The organism is Roseovarius litorisediminis, from assembly GCF_900172295.1.
GTDB lineage: Bacteria > Pseudomonadota > Alphaproteobacteria > Rhodobacterales > Rhodobacteraceae > Roseovarius > Roseovarius litorisediminis.
Genome location: NZ_FWFL01000003.1, coordinates 1 through 19,044, shown reverse-complemented (window position 1 = coordinate 19,044; position 19,044 = coordinate 1). Strand labels below are relative to the sequence as shown.

General features: G+C 58.8%; 20 protein-coding genes, 1 pseudogene and 1 riboswitch. Of the genes and pseudogenes, 8 read left to right on the top strand and 13 right to left on the bottom strand.

Annotated features, from left to right (window positions below):
• Nucleotides 1-114 precede the first annotated feature (114 nt).
• From PEL8287_RS06230 to PEL8287_RS06220, 3 genes are read left to right on the top strand one after another with little or no spacing between them, the layout of a single operon-like run.
• Nucleotides 115-1,332, top strand: a complete 1,218-nt coding sequence (locus tag PEL8287_RS06230) for an MFS transporter (RefSeq protein WP_085891934.1) — start codon at nucleotides 115-117, stop codon at nucleotides 1,330-1,332.
• Nucleotides 1,333-1,337: 5 nt separating this feature from the next.
• The gene (locus PEL8287_RS06225; protein WP_085891531.1) at nucleotides 1,338-1,898 is read left to right on the top strand and encodes a DUF3833 family protein; all 561 of its coding nucleotides are present in this window, start codon (nucleotides 1,338-1,340) and stop codon (nucleotides 1,896-1,898) included.
• 24 nt (nucleotides 1,899-1,922) lie between these two features.
• Nucleotides 1,923-2,633, top strand: coding sequence for a TspO-related membrane protein (locus PEL8287_RS06220; RefSeq protein ID WP_085891530.1), 711 nt, complete (start codon nucleotides 1,923-1,925; stop codon nucleotides 2,631-2,633).
• A gap of 34 nt (nucleotides 2,634-2,667) precedes the next feature.
• On the opposite strand, the gene PEL8287_RS06215 is transcribed toward PEL8287_RS06220, so the two are convergent.
• The 9 genes from PEL8287_RS06215 to PEL8287_RS06175 form a co-directional block, all read right to left on the bottom strand.
• A complete protein-coding gene (locus PEL8287_RS06215; RefSeq protein ID WP_139837714.1) occupies nucleotides 2,668-3,861 on the bottom strand; it encodes a LysR substrate-binding domain-containing protein in 1,194 nt (397 codons plus the stop codon).
• 118 nt (nucleotides 3,862-3,979) lie between these two features.
• Nucleotides 3,980-4,903, bottom strand: a complete 924-nt coding sequence (locus PEL8287_RS06210; protein WP_085891528.1) for a LysR family transcriptional regulator — start codon at nucleotides 4,901-4,903, stop codon at nucleotides 3,980-3,982.
• A gap of 129 nt (nucleotides 4,904-5,032) precedes the next feature.
• On the bottom strand, nucleotides 5,033-6,193 hold the full coding sequence (gene argE / locus PEL8287_RS06205; protein ID WP_235862220.1) for an acetylornithine deacetylase: 1,161 nt from the start codon (nucleotides 6,191-6,193) through the stop codon (nucleotides 5,033-5,035).
• Nucleotide 6,194: 1 nt separating this feature from the next.
• Complete coding sequence (locus PEL8287_RS06200) at nucleotides 6,195-6,872, bottom strand: DUF1028 domain-containing protein (protein WP_085891526.1); 678 nt, start codon at nucleotides 6,870-6,872, stop codon at nucleotides 6,195-6,197.
• A 15-nt stretch (nucleotides 6,873-6,887) separates the two neighbouring features.
• Entirely contained in the window at nucleotides 6,888-7,301 is a 414-nt protein-coding gene (locus tag PEL8287_RS06195) for a RidA family protein (protein ID WP_085891525.1), read from the bottom strand.
• A 30-nt stretch (nucleotides 7,302-7,331) separates the two neighbouring features.
• Nucleotides 7,332-8,465, bottom strand: a complete 1,134-nt coding sequence (locus tag PEL8287_RS06190) for an aromatic ring-hydroxylating oxygenase subunit alpha (protein ID WP_085891524.1) — start codon at nucleotides 8,463-8,465, stop codon at nucleotides 7,332-7,334.
• 15 nt (nucleotides 8,466-8,480) lie between these two features.
• A complete protein-coding gene (locus PEL8287_RS06185) occupies nucleotides 8,481-9,989 on the bottom strand; it encodes a 4-hydroxyphenylacetate 3-hydroxylase family protein (protein WP_085891933.1) in 1,509 nt (502 codons plus the stop codon).
• A 306-nt stretch (nucleotides 9,990-10,295) separates the two neighbouring features.
• Nucleotides 10,296-11,354, bottom strand: a complete 1,059-nt coding sequence (locus tag PEL8287_RS06180; protein WP_085891523.1) for a GGDEF domain-containing protein — start codon at nucleotides 11,352-11,354, stop codon at nucleotides 10,296-10,298.
• Nucleotides 11,351-11,947 (bottom strand): heme NO-binding domain-containing protein, encoded by a 597-nt coding sequence (locus tag PEL8287_RS06175; protein ID WP_085891522.1) that lies wholly within the window; start codon nucleotides 11,945-11,947, stop codon nucleotides 11,351-11,353. The genes PEL8287_RS06180 and PEL8287_RS06175 overlap by 4 nt, the downstream gene beginning before the upstream one ends.
• Before the next feature lie 138 nt (nucleotides 11,948-12,085).
• A riboswitch (TPP riboswitch) is annotated at nucleotides 12,086-12,190 on the top strand.
• A 136-nt stretch (nucleotides 12,191-12,326) separates the two neighbouring features.
• Between PEL8287_RS06175 and PEL8287_RS06170 the strand changes: the two genes are divergently transcribed.
• Nucleotides 12,327-13,070 (top strand): ABC transporter ATP-binding protein, encoded by a 744-nt coding sequence (locus PEL8287_RS06170; RefSeq protein ID WP_085891932.1) that lies wholly within the window; start codon nucleotides 12,327-12,329, stop codon nucleotides 13,068-13,070.
• 104 nt (nucleotides 13,071-13,174) lie between these two features.
• A complete protein-coding gene (locus PEL8287_RS06165; RefSeq protein ID WP_085891521.1) occupies nucleotides 13,175-13,930 on the top strand; it encodes an ABC transporter permease in 756 nt (251 codons plus the stop codon).
• Between the two features lie 4 nt (nucleotides 13,931-13,934).
• Here PEL8287_RS06165 and PEL8287_RS06160 read toward each other — a convergent pair whose 3' ends face one another.
• Nucleotides 13,935-14,819 carry a DMT family transporter gene (locus PEL8287_RS06160; RefSeq protein ID WP_085891520.1) on the bottom strand — a complete coding sequence of 295 codons (885 nt, stop codon included), beginning with the start codon at nucleotides 14,817-14,819 and terminating at the stop codon, nucleotides 13,935-13,937.
• A 98-nt stretch (nucleotides 14,820-14,917) separates the two neighbouring features.
• Here PEL8287_RS06160 and PEL8287_RS06155 point away from each other — a divergent pair, with 98 nt between their 5' ends.
• From PEL8287_RS06155 to PEL8287_RS06145, 3 genes are all read left to right on the top strand, one after another.
• Complete coding sequence (locus PEL8287_RS06155) at nucleotides 14,918-15,571, top strand: helix-turn-helix transcriptional regulator (RefSeq protein ID WP_085891519.1); 654 nt, start codon at nucleotides 14,918-14,920, stop codon at nucleotides 15,569-15,571.
• A 144-nt stretch (nucleotides 15,572-15,715) separates the two neighbouring features.
• Complete coding sequence (gene mscL, locus PEL8287_RS06150; RefSeq protein WP_085891518.1) at nucleotides 15,716-16,144, top strand: large conductance mechanosensitive channel protein MscL; 429 nt, start codon at nucleotides 15,716-15,718, stop codon at nucleotides 16,142-16,144.
• 87 nt (nucleotides 16,145-16,231) lie between these two features.
• Nucleotides 16,232-17,038, top strand: coding sequence for a mechanosensitive ion channel family protein (locus tag PEL8287_RS06145; protein ID WP_085891517.1), 807 nt, complete (start codon nucleotides 16,232-16,234; stop codon nucleotides 17,036-17,038).
• 91 nt (nucleotides 17,039-17,129) lie between these two features.
• On the opposite strand, the gene PEL8287_RS06140 is transcribed toward PEL8287_RS06145, so the two are convergent.
• The 3 genes and pseudogenes from PEL8287_RS06140 to PEL8287_RS19725 all read right to left on the bottom strand — a co-directional run.
• Nucleotides 17,130-17,537 carry a cupin domain-containing protein gene (locus PEL8287_RS06140; protein WP_085891516.1) on the bottom strand — a complete coding sequence of 136 codons (408 nt, stop codon included), beginning with the start codon at nucleotides 17,535-17,537 and terminating at the stop codon, nucleotides 17,130-17,132.
• A 168-nt stretch (nucleotides 17,538-17,705) separates the two neighbouring features.
• Nucleotides 17,706-18,749 (bottom strand): aldo/keto reductase, encoded by a 1,044-nt coding sequence (locus PEL8287_RS06135; protein WP_085891515.1) that lies wholly within the window; start codon nucleotides 18,747-18,749, stop codon nucleotides 17,706-17,708.
• A gap of 177 nt (nucleotides 18,750-18,926) precedes the next feature.
• Nucleotides 18,927-19,044, bottom strand: a pseudogene (locus PEL8287_RS19725) (IS5-like element ISCARN85 family transposase); the annotation flags it as partial.

Genomic DNA, 19,044 nt, shown 5'->3' with positions numbered 1-19,044 from the left:
CGGGCGAACCGACTGCCCCTTGAAGCACCTTCGGACAAAAGACCGCTTCAGCGCAACCTCACAGAACGGAAACGCCCGTTTATCCAGCTTTACTTGCAGATCGCAGGGCCTTTGATGGTCTACCCGCGCGTCAGCCTTTATGCGCTGATGCTGGCGGCAGCTGGCATCCCGCTTTATATTCATCTGCCGCGGTTTGCCTCGGTCAATCTGGGTGTGGGGCTGGGCGTGATCGGCACGGTGCTTTTGCTGATCCGACTGATTGATCTGGTGCAGGACCCGCTGATCGGCTGGGCCATTGACCGCTGGCCGCGGGCGCAAGGCCTGTTTGCCATGCTGGCAGCAGGCGGACTTGCCATCGGTTTCCCGATGCTGTTTGCGCCCCGTTCAGGCCCCCATCTGGTGGCAGAACTGGTTGTCATTCTGGTGTTGCTCTTTTCCGCCTATAGCCTTGGAATGATCCTGCTTTACGGGCGCAGCGCGACGCTGGCCAAACGCCCTGATCCGCGCGAACTCATGACACTTGCGGCCTTTCGCGAAGGCGGCATGCTGGCGGGCGTGGTGATTGCCGCGATCGCCCCGGCTGTCTTTGTCGGACTGGGGGCGACCGATCAGGGCTACCCGGCCTTTGGCGTGTTTCTTGGCGCCATTGCTGTGGTCACTGCCATTGTCACCTGCCCGATCTGGCGCCGCACACCCATTGTCGGAGAAACCCTTTCCCTGAAGGGGCTTGCAAGCGCGGGCGCTCTGCGCCTTTTGATACTGGCGTTGGTCAACAGCCTGCCGGTGGCGCTGACGTCAACGCTGTTTTTGTTCTTTGTCGAGGATCGCCTGCAACTGACAGGCAGCGCGGGCCCGCTGCTTATCCTGTTTTTCCTCAGTGCGGGATTAAGCGTGCCGCTCTGGGCACGGGTCAGCCACAGTTCTGGTGCCAAAAAGACGCTGCTGATTGCCATGCCACTGGCCATCGCGGGCTTTATCGGCGCGGGTTTTCTGGCGCCTGGAAACATTCTGGGTTTTGCAGCGATTTGCGTTGCCTCGGGTGCCGCTCTGGGCGCTGACATGGTGGTGTTACCGGCAATGTTCTCAGTTGCCCTGACCAGGGCCGGGCTGAATGCCTCGGCTGCTTTCGGCATCTGGTCCTTTGCCGGAAAACTGGGTCTGGCACTGGCCGCCTTCATCGTTTTGCCCCTGCTTGAAAGAAACGGCTTTACCCCCGGGCAAGCCAACAGCGCAGCGGCGCTGGCAACGCTTAACATTGCCTACGCTGTTGTCCCTTGCCTTCTGAAACTTGTTGCCTTGGGCTTTGTCCTGACGCTTCCTGATAGGGATTGAACGCCATGCAGACCCTCACGGTCCTTTTACTGTTGTCTGTCGCAGCGTTCCTGGCAAAAACCCTGCTTCTAAGCTTTCGCGCCCAATCCCCCGACGACTATTCGGATACCGGCCCTGATCTCGATCTCAAAAAACACCTTTCCGGGTCGATCCTGTCCGAGGGGCTGATCTATGGACCGGCTGGCAGGATGACCAACAGCTTTGTCGCTGAAATGCAGGGGGACTGGAGCGGCGACAGCGGCACCCTGACCGAAGATTTCACCTATTCCAACGGTCGCAGGCAGCGACGTAAATGGTATCTGAAAACTGGCCCCGGCAATCGGTTTACCGCCACGGCGGATGATATCAAAGGTGTGGCTCAGGGCGTTGTGTCCGGCACGACCGTCATGCTGCGCTACAAGATCATCCTGCCTAAAGAGGCCGGGGGCTATACGCTTAACGCAACTGACTGGATGTACCTGACTGAAAACGGGATCATCATGAACAGATCCGAAATGCGCCTGTTCGGCATAAAGGTGGCCGAGTTGATCGCCACCATGCGCCCCGATACCGCCGCCAAGCCATAAACCAGACATCAAAAGGTATTCCCAATGTCCCGCCCCTTCCCGATCCTTGCCGTTGCAGTTTTACTGGCCGCCATCGCATTTGCTGCATCACCGCTGTTAAGTTCCGGTTTCGCAGGCTACAGGCCGGAACAGTTTCCTATTCAGCAGGATTTCTGGCCGGTGCAGCCCGCAGGCTGGGCCTTTAGCATCTGGGGCGTGATTTATCTGTGGCTGATTGCGGGTGCCATCTGGGGGCTGTTCAAGACACCCGATGATACCGACTGGCAGGCCATGCGCAAACCGTTGTTGATCAGCCTTGCGATCGGCGCGTTCTGGGTGGCTGCCGCGAATGCCTCTCCGGTTCTGGCGACATTCATGATCGTGGCAATGGCAGTCGCAGCGATCATGGCCATGTTGCGCGCCGGGCACGGCACTCCTGTCTGGCAAGTGCGCCCGGTCGCACTTTATGCCGGTTGGCTGACCGCAGCCACAGGTGTGGGCACTGGCGTGGTTCTGGGGGGCTACGGGCTCGTTTCGCCCAATACCGCTGCGCTGACAATGCTTGGCATCGTTCTGATTGTCGCGCTCTATGTCCAGTCCTGCCGCAGCAGGGAATGGGCCTATCCCCTGGCCATCATATGGGCGCTTGCCGGGGTCATCGCCGCGAACCTTCCCACGCAAAACTGGTCTGTCATCGCCTTGGCCGCCCTGGGCATTCTGGCGCTGGCCTACCGGCTGCTCAGGGCAATCAGATAATCCCGCGCGGCCCGTCTCTGCAGACCGCCCCTGACTAACTGGCTTTCCGGGTGACTGCCGCTGTAGCAGTATTCGCCCCAAACAAAGCGTGACACTTGCTTGCAAATCCTTTGGCCGCAGGGGACAGGTTGCGATCCTTGCGATACGCCAGAACCACGTTGGATCTTTTACTCACGCCGGTCAGCGGGCGGGCGACAACCGGCATGCCGTCATAGGTCATCCCCACCGCCGGTCGGGTGACCAGCAGCGAATAGCCCAGACCATGCCCGACCATGCCGCGGACCATCTCAAACGAACTGATCCGATGCCGGATCATCGGCGTCACACCTGCGGCCTGCATCAGCCCCACGAAATAATCACGGCTTGGGTCGATATCGAGCAGGATCATTGGCTCTTCTGCCAGTTCATGGGGGGCAATCTCGTGCAGATGCGCCAGCGGATGCGCCTGGGGCAGCAATACATAGGGCTCCAGCTCTACCAGCGGCTCGGCAGCCATGTCATCGCCAAGATCCAGATCATAGACCAAGGCAAGTTCACATTCGCCTGAAGCAAGGCTTTCACGCAAACGACGGTGATCGCCTTCGATCAGTCTGATATCGAAATCGGGCAACGCCCCCAGCAATCGGGGCATCACAAACGGGGCGAATGTCTGAAAACAACCGACCGTCAGCTTGCTGGCCTCCATCGAACGTGCCGCCCCCAGTGTTTTGGCCCCGTCAATCCTGTTAGAGGAGCCATAGGCCCGGTTGGCATAGATCAGTGGCGAGCCGTTATTTGACAGATGCAGATCATTCACCTCTCCCAGAAAAATATGATGTGTCCCGACGCGTTCACCGGATTGCAAACGGCAGTCAAAGGCCACCAGCACATCCTTGATACGCGGCGCGCCTGTCTCGCAGGTAACCCAGTCGGTACAGTCAAACTTGTCGCCGATCTCATGATTGAAGCGCCCGGCAAACGTGTCCGAGATATAGGTCTGATCATCCCGCAGGACATTCACGCAAAACACACCGTTTTCCATGATCTTCGCCGCAGCCGGGCTTTTCTCGTGAACGCAGACCAGCAGGGTCGGCTTGTCCGAATCCGCCGATACGGACGCCATCGCCGATACCGTCACCCCGGCCCGTCCAGCCGTCCCGTCTGTTGTCACCACATTGACGGTGCAGGCGGCATTGCTCATGCCCGACAGAAACCGGTCGCGCAAACTCTGATCTGTTCTGGCAGTCATGTCATATCCTTCCCGGCCATTTTGATGGTGCCCCATCGTGCAAGAAGGAACGCCCGGTTCAAAGACGGGATTTCTGCAGCAGATATTCAGGATTTACGAGGCAACCGGTCCGCTGGTTTCAAAAAGACCGCATGCCCGGAATATTACCAGGCACGATGGTGTCCCGGCAGTGGTCTTCAAACGCGTTTACAAGCCGGGTACGCTGCATGTCTTTCAAAGACGCCAGCCCGATCACCAGTGGTGCCTGATCCCCTTCCAGCGGCACATAGACAAGCGGTCGGTCGTTTTCGGCACGCATGTTCAGCGGTCGTGACGTCATCAGCGAATACCCGATCCCGGCGGCCACCAGTGATCGCAACATCGCCACATCCCCGGATTCCGCGATGATTTTCGGGGTTAGCCCCGAGCGCTCGAACAGCGACAACATGTATTGTCGGCTTAGTGGCAGATCAAGCAGCACAAACGGGTCCGCCGCCAGCTCTGCAAGATTAAGCGAGGACCTGTCCGCAAGCGGATGATCCGCCGCCAAAAGCACATAGGTGGGCAATTCCGCAAGCGGCAGAAACTGCATGTCGTCGGCCAGATGCACCTGATAGGTCAATGCCACATCAATCCGCGCCTTGCGAAGCTGCTCCATCAATTCGGCTTCGTTGCCAGCGGTCAGTCTGATCTGAACATCCGGGTAAATTTCGGTGAACGACCGCCACAGTTCGGGGATGATCAGGGCGCCGAACGTCCGGAATGTTCCGACATTGATTTGCCCCGAAACAACGCCGGCCATATCCCCCGCCAGGTCATACAGATCCTGCGCACTGCGCAGCGATTTGCGCGCGGCCTGCAACAACCGCTCGCCCGCCGGCGTCAGCGACAGGCCCTGCGCGTGCTGGCGCACAAACAGCTGCACGCCGAATTCCTTTTCCAGATGCGCAATCGCCGCTGAAACAGAGGGCTGCGAGATGTTCACGCTCTCAGCCGCGCGGGTAACACTGCCGGTTTCACCGGCTGCGATGAAATAACTAAGCTGACGCAAGGTGAATCGCATGGCGTTTTAAATCCCGGTTAATGCCTGATCCGCGACAGCCCTCGGTCACAGGCGGCACATCAATTCGTGGGCGAGGCCACCGCAAATGTCCAGTCCTGTGCGGTCTTTCCCATCTCGGCAGGCGGTCGCTTAAAGGCCGGTTTCCAGCCGTCCGATAAGCCGCGCCATCATTGCGTCACACCGGGCCAGCTGTTGGGCGGTGATGAATTCGTCCGGTTTGTGGCCCTGCGCCATATCACCGGGGCCGCAGACGGCCACGGGCATGCCCAGAACGCTTTGAAACAGCCCGCCCTCGGTGCCAAAGGCCACCTTGATCAGCGCGTCATTGCTTCCGGTGATATCGCGCAGAAGGGCGACAATATCCATGTCTTCACCGGCTTGCAGTCCGGGATAGGCGTTCTCCTGCGTGATCTCTATGGCAGCTTCGGGGAAACGTTTGCGATACGGTGCCGCTATGGCCTGCGCATCCGCCCGCAAGGCTTCGACAATCCCCGCCGGATCATCTGCTGCAATGTTGCGGATTTCAAAATCGATATCGCAATGGTCCGGCACAATGTTCAGCGCCCGACCGCCCGACATCAGACCGGCATGCAGCGTGGTATAGGGCACATCATAGCCCTCTTCGCGGGGGCCATTGGCAACGATACGCGCCTGATGCTGTCGCAGGCAGGTCAGAAAATCCGCGCCCAGATGCAGCGCGTTTAGCCCTTCGGGTGCCAACGCCGAATGGCAGGCATGGCCAGTGCAACTTGCGCGCAGCGCTGTCTTGCCCTTGTGGCCGGTGGCAATCTTCATGCCTGTGGGTTCGCCTACAATACAGACCGCCGCTTTGGGGCCGTGATGCTGCAACCAGTCCAGCAACCCGCGCACGCCGATACAGCCGATTTCTTCATCATACGACAGCGCCAGATGCAGCGGCGCCACCAGCGGGCGTTTGGCCGCAAAAAGAGCCGCCGATATAGCCGAGGCGACAAACCCCTTCATATCTGCCGTGCCGCGCCCGTAATACCGGCCTTCCGCATGCCGCAGGTGGAACGGATCGGTTGTCCAGTTCTGTCCTTCGACTGGCACCACATCGGTGTGCCCCGACAGAACCACCCCAGGGCGGTCCTGCGGGCCGACAGTGGCAAACAGGTTGGTCCGCGTCCCATCCGGGCTTTCAATCAGAGACCACCCGATACCCGCGCTGTCCAGTAACCCGGTTACGTAGCTTATAAGGGGGCGATTTGACGTGCGGCTAAGTGTTGGAAACGCAATCAACCGCTCAAGGATGTCCAGCGTTGTTGCCACCTCACAGATCGCCCGGCACGCCATAGCTTGGCGCCTCTGACGGGTTCAGCGCGCGGCTGACATAGGCGTCCATCTCGCTTTTCCAGCGGGACCAAAGCGCGTCCAGTTCCTCGATCGGGCATCCGTCGGTCCAGTCGATGCGCAGGTCAGCCACGGGCCATGCCACATCACGTACCAGCACCATACCCACCGAATGCACTGGCCCTTCTTCACCGCCCGCTTTCAGCGCGGCCCGCATCGCGGCAACCAGACGGTCACCCAGCGGCTGACCGGCGGTATCGGCAAAAGCGGTGACCATGGCCTCGGGCACCTTTGGCGTCGACAGCAGATTGCCCGCCGCAACCACCCCGTCGCCCGTGACCACATGGTGTGTTCCCAGCGTATTCGCGCCCGAAAAATGCGCTGTGCCGCCATTGGCATCCACCAGCGCCAGTTGGCGGTATTCCAGATGCGGCGCATCCACCTTAAGCCGCTCCAGCGCCTCAGAGGCAGACATCCCCTGCCCCATCAGATCCAAGCCCTTCGGCCCCAGTCGCGGGTCGGTGATATTCTGCGTGGCCACCACCCCCGCCCCGGCACGCGCATGCGCACAACGCGCCGCCACACAAGGCGAAGACGACGACACCGCAATGCCAAACATATTGCTGTCGGGGCAGCGGGCCGAGATTGAAAAAGTCATGTCAGGTCCAGTTCTTCAGTCAGGAATTACGGCAGTTACTTCAATTTCCACCACCCATTCCGGGCGCGCAAGGGCGGGCACGACAATTCCGGTGGAACAGGGATGCACCCCCTTCAGCCATTTGCCCATTTCCTGGTACACCGCCTCGCGGTAGCGGATATCGGTCAGGTAAACCACAATCCGGCACACATGGGCCATCTCACTGCCCGCTTCCTTCAGCAGCATATTGATATTTTCCATGGTCTTTGCGGTCTGTGCCGCCGCGTCGCCTGTGTGCAGGCTTTCGCGGCTGTCCAGATCCTGGCTGACCTGACCGCGCAGAAACACCATGGTGCCGCGGGCCACCACGCCTTGGCTCAGATCGTTGTCCAGCTTCTGTTCGGGATAGGTTTCTTTGGTATTGAAAGGGCGAATACGTTTGTGAATCATTCTACAGGTCCAATTCTTTGAGCTGCCCTGTCAGGCCGCGTCGATCCGGTTGATCAGGTAATGGGCGAAGTCATAGTTCGGGCGCTCCAGATGCGAAAGATGTCCCGGCCGCGACAGCCCCGAACACAGGCCACGATAGACCTTTTCGGTGCATCCGCGATCCTCGACATTCACATCCTCCAACAGCGCGCGCAAAGCAGTAAAATGCTGTTGCGCTTCTGGCTCGGCGGCATAGTCGCGCGCCATGCCGCCGCCGAATCCCATCCGCACCTGCCCCGGCCCGTTGGGATGCAGCGACAGATACCAGAAATACCCCGGTGTCAGCGTGATCATCAGCGACGGATAGATCACCAGCAGAAAACTGGTGCGCCGCCTGTCTCCTTTCAGTCGGTCATTATCCTTGTGTGCCTGCGCGATGGGCAGCGAACCATCCTTGAAAAACGTATGGAAATTGAACGCAGGGCGCCCCTCGGGGCACACCACCTCTTCCAGTTTGCTCATGCCGCCGATGGTGCCCGCATGGCAGACCGGCAGGTGATAACTTTCCATGAAATTCTCGGCCAGCACCTTCCAGTTGGTATCCCAGACATGGGTTTCATAAAAAGATTCGACATAGCCAGCCATGTCGTAGTCTTCGATCAGCCCCTCAACCTCGGCCAGTTGTTCGGCCACCGGCGCGCTGTCGGGGTTGAGCGTGACAAAAACCCAGCCCAGCCATTCCTCGCAGCGGATCTTGGGCAGTTTGTAATTGTCTTTGCAAAACCCTTGGTTCTGCGACATTGCCGGCGCGCCACGCAGGGACCCGTCCAGATTATAGGTCCAGGCGTGGTAGGGGCAGACGATGGATTTGGTATTGCCGCGCCCGTGCAGCAGTGTCGACATCCGGTGCAGGCAAACATTCGAAAACGCCCGCAAATCGCCCGCGGCGTCCCGCACGACCGCAATCGGTTGCCCCGCCAGATCGCAGGTCACGTAGTCACCAGACCTGGCCAACGCATCCACGCGACCAACGCAAAACCATTCCTTGCGAAAGATTTTCTCCAGTTCCTGCTCGGTGAACGCGTCCGAGGTATAAACTTCGGGCGGCATCGCCCTGGCCTGCTCAAATGGCAGGGACGTGTTGCCGCGCAGGGCTTCAACCGCGTCGATGTGATCCTTGGCCATCTTTCAACCTTTCGCTCATTCCGCCGCCTTGGCGGCAAACCATTTGGCCACGGCAGGGTCACCCATCGATCCTGCCTGCCCGCTCATCACGTTATCCGACAGGTTGGCCGCATCTTTCACAAATGCAAGCGGCCCGTCCCAGCCAAAGTTGCGATAGACCGCACCCAGATGTGCGAAGGGCGGTGATTGCGCGAACAGCTGGAACGTCAGCCGGTGCCCGGCATAGTCCGAATTCAGCATGTCACGGGCAAAGGCCAGCAGCTTGCGCCGGTCATCCGCCACCCATTCGTCGTTGATGGTATAATACTTGTCCATCCAGGGCTTGGTCTCGGGATGTTCAAAGCTAGCTAAATCCGGTGTCACACAAATCTGCCCCCCGCATAGCTCGCGCGCGATATGGACCATGTTGTGCAATTGAGAACAGGCATGCACACGCCCGGTATACAACAGCGACGGATTCGGCATCATCAGTCCCGCCGGGCTGCGTTCCCCCAAAGTGATGGCCGCAGTCAAATGCGCGTTAATGCCCTCACGGTAAACCGCAAGCTGGGCCAGTTTTTCCTGCACCGCCTGCTGTTTGTCCAACCCGGTCTGACGGGCATTGAACAGTGCGGCACCGATCATCATGTCCGCCAGCTTCAGATTGCGCTGCACAAAGGCAAAAGCCGAATAGCGGTGCAGCGTTGCCCGGATAAACGCCGCCGCGCGTGTATGGCGGTAAAACAGAACATTTTCCCATGGGATCAGTACGTTATCAAAAATGACAATCGTATCGACCTCGTCGAACTTGTTCGCCAGCGGATAGTCTTTTTCCGGCGCACGTCCGGCAAACCCGGTCCGGCAGATGAATTTCAGGTTGGGTGAGTTCAGATCGCAAATGAATCCCACCGCATAATCCGACAGCTCGTTGTTGCCCCAGTTGGCAATCGTCGGCTTGGTAAAGGCCTGATTGGCATAGGCGGCAGCGGTTTCATATTTGGCCCCGCGCACGATGATGCCCGCATCTGTTTCCTTAACCACATGCAACAGCATATCCGGGTCCTGATCCTGAGGCGCTTTGGATCGGTCGCCCTTGGGGTCAGTGTTCGCCGACACGTGAAAGGGGTCGTTTTTCAGAACGTTGAAAATGTGGTTCTCGATGTTTTTGGAAAACTGCGGATCGACCTCGTTCAGCACGTCCTGACCATCGTAAAGCGACCACATCTCGCCCACGGTCTCGTCGCCCACGCGGGTCACAACGCCGCCGATTTCATTCATCATGTTGTCAGTGGCCCTTCGCTTGGCCCACCAGTCATCCTGCGTATAGGGCAGCGCATTGCCCAGCGCATTGCGTTCGCCGTCCTGCTCGACCGTCATGATATCGCGGTGCGCCTCTTCGTGCTGCATATCGTAGATGCGTGCACGGATATCGACCAGCGGCTTGAACTGCGGATGCACGGTGACGTCCCTGACCTTTTCACCGTTGATATACACCTCGCGGGTTCCGCGGATGGATTCTCGGTATTGATCACCGGTTCTCAGCATTACGTGTCCTTTCAGCTTGGCCGGTCCCGGTTTGCGGCGGGGCGCGGCAAAATAAATCTTACAGTTTTCGCTATCAGCCCAGTCATGCTCTGGAAAATAGGCGTTTCCGTTGCGTTGCAAAGGAAAACCCTATGATGCCGCCGCACCTGTTATCGGCGGCCAGGTTTGAGTTGGCTGAAACAGGCAGTGAATTTCAGGAAAACGGTGCCTCCCCCTCGGCCGCTGTCTGGCGTTTATCTCGGTGATGCTGGGCATTGTCGCCATGTTGCCGTGTCTGCCATCCGGCGGCGGCAACCGGTCCTGGGCCTAGTCGTCAACCCGCCGCTCGGGCAGTTCACCGGCTTGTCCTGAACCCGATCGCAACGCCGCATGGTAAAGAACGAAACATCCACGCCCGCGGCCCTTTGCGGCATAAAGCGCGCAATCGGCATCTTCGTGCAACATAGACAGGTCGGGGTCCGAATACCTGCAACTCAGCGTCGCACCGACACTTGCCGATATCCGGCATTCGTGACCGCCAAAGGATATCGGCTGTTCCAGTCTCTCAATCAGCCGCCTGGCAATCTCTGCGACCGCGTGCCTGTCAACCTTCTGCGTGAGCACCAGTACAAACTCATCCCCGCCGGTACGGATGATCGTATCTTCCCTGCGGATCTCTTCCACCATCACCCGCGCCACATGTTGCAGCACATGATCCCCCGCCGCATGACCAAAATTGTCATTGACCGCCTTGAAATAATCCAGGTCCAGATTCATTAACGCAAAATTCTGCCCGCTCAGGATCAGGCGCCTCAGGACAAGATCCATCGCGCGCCGGTTCTTCAATCCGGTCAGTGTGTCGGTAAATGCCTGTTCCTCGGCGGCAATTTTTGCGCCCTGTAATTGCAGGTTCAGCTTGCGGGATGCCGCAACAACCGCTGATTTCGCTTCGATCAGGTACAGCATTTCCACGGTCAGGTCCGTGGGCGCAAAATCCGCGCTGGTCAGGGAGAAATCCCGCACGGCATCGGTCACGGAAATTCCAAACGACAGGTTCACAATGGCCCCGCCCAAAACCCCGAAGTCCCCGGTTTCGGGTAACGGAACCAGGACACCTTTCAGTTCGGTACAGGGCGCGTCGCGCAGCCGCAGATGCAGTTTGCCGTGCGCGATCCGGCGCAGATCGTCCATGGTCGGGCCGACGCGTGGCCGCCTGATCTCGAACAGGTCTGTGAACCGGGCTCCGTTCAGATTCCTGTCTGCAAACAGTTTTTTCAGGGTCGGCCCAAGGTGGATCACCTGTCCCGTCGCATCAAGCACTGCATGCATCGGGCATAGGGTATCCAGCACCGGACCCAGATGATTTTCACCTGGCAGCCCGCTCATCGCGCCCGCGCCCCAAGGTCAAAGGCACGGCCGTCGGCAAATGCCATTTCCAACAGGTGGATTTCGACAATTTCCGTGCCACCGCGAACGCCCTTGTGTTCCAGCAGCACCAGCGCCCCGTAATCATCCGCCATCGCCCTTAGCAATCCAACCACAACATAGCCAAACTGGGCCAGTTCTGTGTCGCCTGTATAGACCGTCAGGGTGTAAAAATCATTGGAGTGTTCGGATAATTCCAGGCGCGGCAGGTCAAAGTCGGACAGCGCCAGACGGGTCCGTTCCGGCAGGTCATCAAGTGATTGCAGAAACTCTACAAAGGTCACGCCACCGAACCGTAAAAGCCGCCTGAGCGCTTCGAAACTGGGGTGCGATACAAGATAGGTCCCGATATCCTCCAGAACCTCAGAGCGTGCTTTTGCTAATGTTTGCGCAACCTCGTCCAGCACCAGCTGGGTAATGTCGGGATCATAGGTTAGCAACGCCTCGAATTCAGTAAATCCAAGATCCAGCCTCCGGGTCACTCCAACCCAGACATCCCGCCCATAGGTATCACGTACAAACCGCTCGACCGATTTGTTGATAAGCCCGTGCATTCGTCACTCCACTACTTCACGGCAAGCATCCCAAGGCTATGTTAAGATTCTACCAACATAGGAAATTGTCCCTAACTTTCCGGTTGGCGTCAGCCTCGCGACCCGGCTTGTTCCGGGCTCAGCTTGCTGATAGAACCCCTGCATCCGTTGGGGTGCCGCTATCGTGGCTGAGAGGTTTTAACAAACCAACCCACCGAACCTGATCCGGTCAGCACCGGCGGAGGGAACGGAGCAGGCAAAATTGCCAACACGCCACGCTCTTCCTCTGCAAAGCTATGACAACGCTAGGAAAAGACATGGCAACACAACGCCAGCCACGCTTTTTGATGACTTGCCGGTGTCGGCATTTCATCGGCCCGCTCAGGACTGGGGCATCTACATGACTCCGGCCCCTTCGCTGCTGATATCCGGGTCTGCCTGGTTTGATGGCACCCTGCTCTTCGGTCCTTTGCAACTGACCATCGGGGCCGGAAAATGGACCTGCCTGCTGGGGCCCTCTGGGGTCGGCAAAACAACCCTGTTGCGGCTGGTGGCGGGGCTTGATGCCGTCACGCGCTTTGACGGGCATCTCAACGCCTCGGATGATCTTCCACTTGCCGGGCGCACTGCGCTGATGGCGCAAAGCGATCTGTTGATGCCCTGGCTGAATGTGACGGATAACGTTCTGCTGGGGGCCCGCTTGCGCGGTAAGACGCCAGATCATGCGCGCGCTGCGCGTGTGTTGGGCCGGGTCGGACTTTCAGACCACACCCGCAAGACACCTGATGCCCTGTCGGGCGGACAACGCCAGCGGGTCGCCCTGGCCCGCACCCTGATGGAAGACCGCCCCATCGTCCTGCTGGACGAGCCTTTTTCGGCGCTGGATGCGCGCACCCGCTCGCAGATGCAGGACCTGACGGTGGAATTGCTGTCCGGGCGCACCGTGCTGATGGTCACTCATGACCCGGCCGAGGCCGCAAGACTGGCCGATACAATCCTGATCATGACCGAAACCGGAATATCCTCGTTTCCGCCGCCCCCCAGCCCTGCCCCGCGTGCGGTGGATGATGGCGAAACCCTCAAGACACAGGGGCAGCTTCTGGCGCTGCTCCGTCAAACCACGCAACAAGACGAAAGCGTATAGAATATGCACCCCGCCTTCCTTCAGAGACCGCACAGCACAACCCGTCGGCACACGAACAGATCTTCGCGCCTTTGCCTTGATGCTGTTCGACCTGGAGGGCAGCGATGAAAAAAGCCGCCAGCCTTTTCGCCTCGGCGCTGTTTGCGGTGCTGCTCTGGCAGGCCGTCGTCACGTTGGGCGCCCTGCCGCGTTTTATCCTTCCCGGCCCCGTTTTGGTGGCTGAAACACTGTGGAAAAGCCGGGCACTAATCGCAGAACATGCAGTGATCACCATCGCCGAGGTGCTGATCGGGCTGATGCTGGGCGCCCTACTGGGTGGACTTTCGGCAATTGGGCTGGCCACGTCGCCGGTCGCACGCACCCTGATCCGGCCAATGATGGTGTTCAGTCAGGCCATCCCGGTGTTTGCCCTTGCCCCGGTTCTAACCCTGTGGCTGGGTTATGGCCTGTCGTCCAAGATATTCATGGCCCTGCTGATCATCTACTTCCCGGTTACGTCAGCGTTTTTCGACGCGCTGATGCGCACGCCCGCCCCCTGGCTTGATCTGGCCCGCGTCATGGGCGCCCATCCACGCCGTATCATGTGGCACATCCGTGTGCCTGCCGCCCTGCCCGGCTTTGCCTCGGGGCTGCGTCTGGCTGCGGTCTACGCCCCCATCGGCGCCATCATCGGCGAATGGGTCGGGGCCTCAAAAGGGCTGGGCTATCTGATGCTGCTTGCCAATGGCCGTGCAAAAATCGACTTGATGTTTGCATCCCTGATCGTGCTGGCCATTTTCACCCTGCTCCTGCATGCGGGCGTGGACCGGTTCTGCCGGCACTATCTGGATGGCAAGTCCCGAACCGCAAAGGCAATCTGACACCTCAACCGCTGCTGTTTTCGGTCAATGGCCGACTACTGGTATTTCGGCGCGGGCGCCGACTGCCCGTCATCACCCCTGCCAACACCAGCACCCCGCCGGCCAACGTTGCGGCACCCGGCCATTCTGCCAGGATCAGCCAGGCCAGCACCATGGCAAAAGGCGTCTCGGCTGTGCTCAACAATCCGGTTTGCCCTGATGGCAGGCACTTGGCCCCCTCGAACATCAGAACCGAGGCCAATGCGAATACCAGCCCGAACGCGGCCATCACCGCAATCTCGGCCAGCGGCACTGCCAACGGCGGTGCCATCACGGCGGCCACCGGCAGCAGCAACACCGACGACAATGCTGTCGGCCCCGCCGAGGGCGTATCGGGCCAGCACCGGTACAGCACGAACAACAACGCCAGCGCCACCGACATCACAAGCGCCAGCAGATCGCCCTTCAGATGGACCTGCCCCAGCGACCCGCTCAGGATCACGCCAATTCCGCAAACCCCCAACAGGGCACCCAGCACAACGCTCCACCCCGGTGCCTCACGGATCAGCGCCCAGGCCAGAAGCGCGGCCAGTAGCGGTGTCATGGAATAGATCAGCGCCACATTGGCCACGCTGGTCAGTTTGAAAGCGCTCAGAAACGCCGCGGTGCCACCGGCCCCGATAATGGCGGCCAAAATCCCGCGCCACCCCATTCCGGTGACCTCGGTGCGCCAGCGCCGCCGCGCGGAAATTGTGCCAACCACCAGTATTGCACTGAACAGCGCCCGCCAGAAAATCACCTGCCATGCGCTGGCCGTGACCCCCTTGGTGAAAATACCTGCGGTGCTGAACAAAAACGCCGATCCCAGCATCAAAAAAATGCCGATTTGCCGTTTGCCACTGTCATCCATTGCCCGGATACTCCTTGTCCTTTGAAACTGTTAGCGTTGCACTCCTGACAGCTAGCTGTCAGGAGTGTCCGGGTAGCCAGACCAAAAACGGAGCACTCATGCAGCGCACCGACAGATTGTTCGAAGTCATCGACCTTTTGCGCCGGGCCCGCGGCCCGATGACCGCCGATCAGATCGCCGCCCGGATGGAGCTGTCGTCACGCACGATCTATCGCTACATTGCCAGCCTGCAGTCTTTGCGCATCCCCATCGACGGTGCCGCTGGCGTGGGCTATATTCTACGCCCCGGCTATGACCTGCCGCCGCTGAATTTCGATGCCACCGAACAAGAAGCGCTGATTGTCGGCATGGGTCTTCTGGCCCGCACTGGTGACGCCGAACTGCAACAGGCCGCGCGCCGGGTACTGGACAAGATCGAAACAGGCGCCAGTGCGGCAATGGATGTGTCGGATTGGGGAATTCCCTCCGATCCGCGCAATACCGGGGCCCTGTTGCGCCGCGCCATCAGAGATGAGACCGAGGTTGAGATCACCTACCTGTCACTGGCCGACACGCAGACCACACGCCGCATCTGGCCTTTGATGCTCACCTACTATGTCGAGGTCTCGGTCGTGTCGGCATGGTGTCACCTGCGTCGTGATTTCCGCACTTTCCGCGTTGACCGTATTCAGACGCTGTCAGCCACGGATGCCCGGTTCACCGGCCAGGGCGAAGGGTTGCGTGTCACGATGCAGGAAAGAAGCACAGCATAGCTGGCGCGTTCCATCGACAAAATGCGCAAGGGAATACCAATGCGTTTTCCCCCCCAATTTGCAGGATTCATTTTGCCCCAATTTATGTTAAAGCAAGGGCGGCAGGTGCGAACAGACTCGTTATAGTGAAGTAAAGGGACAGAAATGCTTCAAGAATTCAAAGACTTCATCGCCAAAGGTAATGTCATGGACATGGCCGTTGGTATCATCATCGGCGCGGCATTTACCGCGATTGTCAGCTCGCTTGTGGCCGATCTGATCAACCCGATCATCGGGCTGTTCATGGGCGGCATTGATTTCACCGAAATTTTCGTCGTGCTGGATGGGGGCGATTACCCCACACTCGCCGCCGCAGAAGAGGCCGGCGCCGCCGTTTTTGCCATCGGCCGGTTCATCATGGCCATCATCAACTTCCTGATCATTGCATGGGTTGTGTTCATGCTGGTCAAGATGGTGAACAAGGCCAAAGATGCCGCTGCCACGAAAGAAGAAGAGGCCCCCGCCGAAGAACCGGGCCCCTCCGAACTGGATATCCTGATGGAAATCCGCGACGCGCTGGCCAAAAAGAAATAAGCGTCGGACATGACGCTAAGGCCCGCCTTTCGGCGGGCCTTTTTTCATGCCATACCCTGTATCCAAACACGACAAGAGGAGACGAAAATGCAGGCAATATTTGAGCAGATCATCAGCTATGGCCCCCTTGTCATCAGCGCCGTCAAGGCACTGGCGGTCCTCGTTATCGGTTGGATGTTGGCAGGTATGGTCGCCGCACTGGTGCGCCGCAAGGTTAACGCCAACCCCCGCATCGACAACACGCTTGGCAATTTCGCGGCCTCGATCATCAAATGGGTGATCCTGCTTATGGTGCTGGTCGCCGTGCTGGGCATCTTCGGCATTCAGGCCACCAGCCTTGTCGCCGTTCTGGGCGCGGCGACGCTGGCCATTGGAATGGCGTTGCAGGGCACGCTCAGCGATCTGGCCGCGGGGTTCATGCTGATTCTTTTCCGGCCCTACCGGATCGGACAATATGTTGACGTCGGCGGCACCTCGGGTACGGTCAAGGAAATCAACCTGTTCTTCACCGAACTGGCAACACCGGACAATGTACAGATCATCCTGCCCAATGGTCAGGCCTGGGGCTCGGTCATTACCAATTTCTCACATCACCCGACCCGCCGTTGCGACCTGACATTCGGCATCGACTACGGTGATGACGCCGACCGTGCACTCCAGATCATTCTTGATCTGGCCCAAGCCGACGACCGCGTGCATGACGACCCTGCACCGTGGGTGCGCGTGACCAACCTGGGCGACAGCAGCGTTGATCTGACAGCGCGGCTTTGGTGCGACGCCGATGATTTCTGGGACCTGAAATTCGGCATGACAAAGACCGTCAAAGAAGCCTTCGACAAAGGAGGAATCAGCATTCCCTACCCGCATCAGGTGGAAATCCAAAAGGCAGGCTGACTGCAAACCGGTAAGCTTTGTCTGTGACAGGTGTCTGGTGACTCTTCCGTGGGTCACCAGCCCTCAGAAGCCCTTGGTCAGCATCTTCAGGTTAAAAGCCGTCGGGCTTCTGACCAAAGAAAACTTTCACGACATCCTCGATAATCTCCCACGTTACCCGGGTGCCATCGCGGACAAAAAGGCTGTCACCGGGCCCAAGGCTGCTTGTCTTTCCGCTGACGTGATCGATCAACCGGCACCGGCCGGAAAGGATTGCCATCAACTCGTCCCCCTGCTCGGTGCAATCGAACACGCCTTTCGTACACCGCCAGATGCCGAACCGGGTTGGGTATCCGGGCCCACCCGCATCAATACGGCCCGATGCCCTTGGGCGGCCCTCTTTGATCCGATACCCGCTGGCCGGATTATCAAACGGCCAGTCCTCTAGCGGGCCCACATCATCGCCGGGCTTGTAGTTGATCATCGCATTGCTCCATTCGGCGATTTTCGCACGTACCATATGTGTTCCTGTCAGGCCCACCCAGTCGCCAACCAGGCTGAAACGGGCCTAGTCAGCGCAGTTTTTGTGCAATTTGTACGCCACCGCAGAAAACCGTCCGGATTTGTACAAATTCCACGTACAAATCGTACAAACTGTACACGTCGCCGACGGCAATCCTGCGCCATCTCAATAGGGCATTGGGTGCGCCTTGTGGGCTGCGTCAATTTCCGCCAGCACCTCCTCTGACAGCGTCAGATCGGCACTGCCCAATGCCAGATCCAGTTGCGCCATCGTCGTAGCACCAAAAATGGCCGAGCACATGAATGGCCGCGTCAGGCACCATGCCAGCGCCATCTGCGCGCAATTCAAATCGTGATGCTTGGCAATCTCCAGATATGCCTCCACCGCGTTAAACGCCCGATCTGTTTTGCGTCCGCCAAGGTCGCCATTAAGTGCCATCCTGGACCCTTCAGGCACCGCGCCATTCTGGTACTTACCACTCAGCAGCCCTGCCGCCAGCGGCGAAAAGGCAAGCAAACCAACATCTTCGTTGACACTCAACTCGGCAAGGTCGGTGTCATACAGCCGACACATCAGCGAATATTCATTTTGGATTGAGGCCACCCTTGGACCGCCTTTTTCCCCGGCCACCTGCAGCCATTGCGCCGTGCCCCAGGCGCTTTCGTTAGACAGGCCAAAGTGACGGATTGTCCCGCGCTCGACCTCGCGCTGCAAAGCTTCCAGCGCGTCTTCCATATGCGCCAGCGTATCTTTGCGGTTCTGCCCTGACGGATCAAACCGCCAGTTCTGCCGAAACATGTAACTGCCCCGGTTGGGCCAGTGAAACTGATACAGGTCGATATGGTCTGTTTTTAGTCTTTTTAATGAACTTTCAACGGCTTGAGGGATGGTTTCGGAAGAAATCGGCGCCCCGTCTCGGGCATGTGCAAACCCAGCGCCGGAATGTTTTGTGGCCAGTATTACATCATCCCGCCGCCCGGTTCTTGCAAACCACTCACCGATGATTTCCTCAGTTTTTCCAGTGGTTTCACCGCTGATTGGATTGACCGGATACATCTCGGCTGTGTCAACAAAATACACCCCGGCGTCCAGCGCGCGATCAATCTGAGCATGCCCTTCGGCCATCGTATTCTGGGTGCCCCAAGTCATTGATCCCAGGCATAATTCGCTCACCATAATCCCGGTGCGTCCCAACGGGTTCCTTTTCATATCCGGCCCTTCCGCCTTGTTCGCATTCGCGCAGACCCTAGCTTATTTCCAAAGCACGTCACCCCCGGAAAATAAAAAAACAGCAGCAGCCATATAACCCTGCGCCGTCAAAGGTTTGCCGCCGATGACGTTAACGTTACCTCCCATCAGGCGAACCGGACCTTATACTAGGGCCTGTTAACACTTAATCATATCGACGATTAGGGCGAAATTCAGGAAAGCGCGGTACATGACGTCCAGCTTTTCGAACCTTGAGAAGATGCGTCGGTATCCTTTCAGCCTTCGAAACAGGCGT

Bases quoted from the DNA above. Each gene is read 5' to 3' on its own strand.
- PEL8287_RS06230 (WP_085891934.1), top strand. From the start codon at position 115: ATGGTCTACCCGCGCGTCAGCCTTTATGCGCTGATGCTGGCGGCAGCT.
- PEL8287_RS06225 (WP_085891531.1), top strand. From the start codon at position 1,338: ATGCAGACCCTCACGGTCCTTTTACTGTTGTCTGTCGCAGCGTTCCTG.
- PEL8287_RS06220 (WP_085891530.1), top strand. From the start codon at position 1,923: ATGTCCCGCCCCTTCCCGATCCTTGCCGTTGCAGTTTTACTGGCCGCC.
- PEL8287_RS06215 (WP_139837714.1), bottom strand. From the start codon at position 3,861: ATGACTGCCAGAACAGATCAGAGTTTGCGCGACCGGTTTCTGTCGGGC.
- PEL8287_RS06210 (WP_085891528.1), bottom strand. From the start codon at position 4,903: ATGCGATTCACCTTGCGTCAGCTTAGTTATTTCATCGCAGCCGGTGAA.
- PEL8287_RS06200 (WP_085891526.1), bottom strand. From the start codon at position 6,872: ATGACTTTTTCAATCTCGGCCCGCTGCCCCGACAGCAATATGTTTGGC.
- PEL8287_RS06195 (WP_085891525.1), bottom strand. From the start codon at position 7,301: ATGATTCACAAACGTATTCGCCCTTTCAATACCAAAGAAACCTATCCC.
- PEL8287_RS06190 (WP_085891524.1), bottom strand. From the start codon at position 8,465: ATGGCCAAGGATCACATCGACGCGGTTGAAGCCCTGCGCGGCAACACG.
- PEL8287_RS06185 (WP_085891933.1), bottom strand. From the start codon at position 9,989: ATGCTGAGAACCGGTGATCAATACCGAGAATCCATCCGCGGAACCCGC.
- PEL8287_RS06180 (WP_085891523.1), bottom strand. From the start codon at position 11,354: ATGAGCGGGCTGCCAGGTGAAAATCATCTGGGTCCGGTGCTGGATACC.
- PEL8287_RS06175 (WP_085891522.1), bottom strand. From the start codon at position 11,947: ATGCACGGGCTTATCAACAAATCGGTCGAGCGGTTTGTACGTGATACC.
- PEL8287_RS06170 (WP_085891932.1), top strand. From the start codon at position 12,327: ATGACTCCGGCCCCTTCGCTGCTGATATCCGGGTCTGCCTGGTTTGAT.
- PEL8287_RS06165 (WP_085891521.1), top strand. From the start codon at position 13,175: ATGAAAAAAGCCGCCAGCCTTTTCGCCTCGGCGCTGTTTGCGGTGCTG.
- PEL8287_RS06160 (WP_085891520.1), bottom strand. From the start codon at position 14,819: ATGGATGACAGTGGCAAACGGCAAATCGGCATTTTTTTGATGCTGGGA.
- PEL8287_RS06155 (WP_085891519.1), top strand. From the start codon at position 14,918: ATGCAGCGCACCGACAGATTGTTCGAAGTCATCGACCTTTTGCGCCGG.
- mscL (WP_085891518.1), top strand. From the start codon at position 15,716: ATGCTTCAAGAATTCAAAGACTTCATCGCCAAAGGTAATGTCATGGAC.
- PEL8287_RS06145 (WP_085891517.1), top strand. From the start codon at position 16,232: ATGCAGGCAATATTTGAGCAGATCATCAGCTATGGCCCCCTTGTCATC.
- PEL8287_RS06140 (WP_085891516.1), bottom strand. From the start codon at position 17,537: ATGGTACGTGCGAAAATCGCCGAATGGAGCAATGCGATGATCAACTAC.
- PEL8287_RS06135 (WP_085891515.1), bottom strand. From the start codon at position 18,749: ATGAAAAGGAACCCGTTGGGACGCACCGGGATTATGGTGAGCGAATTA.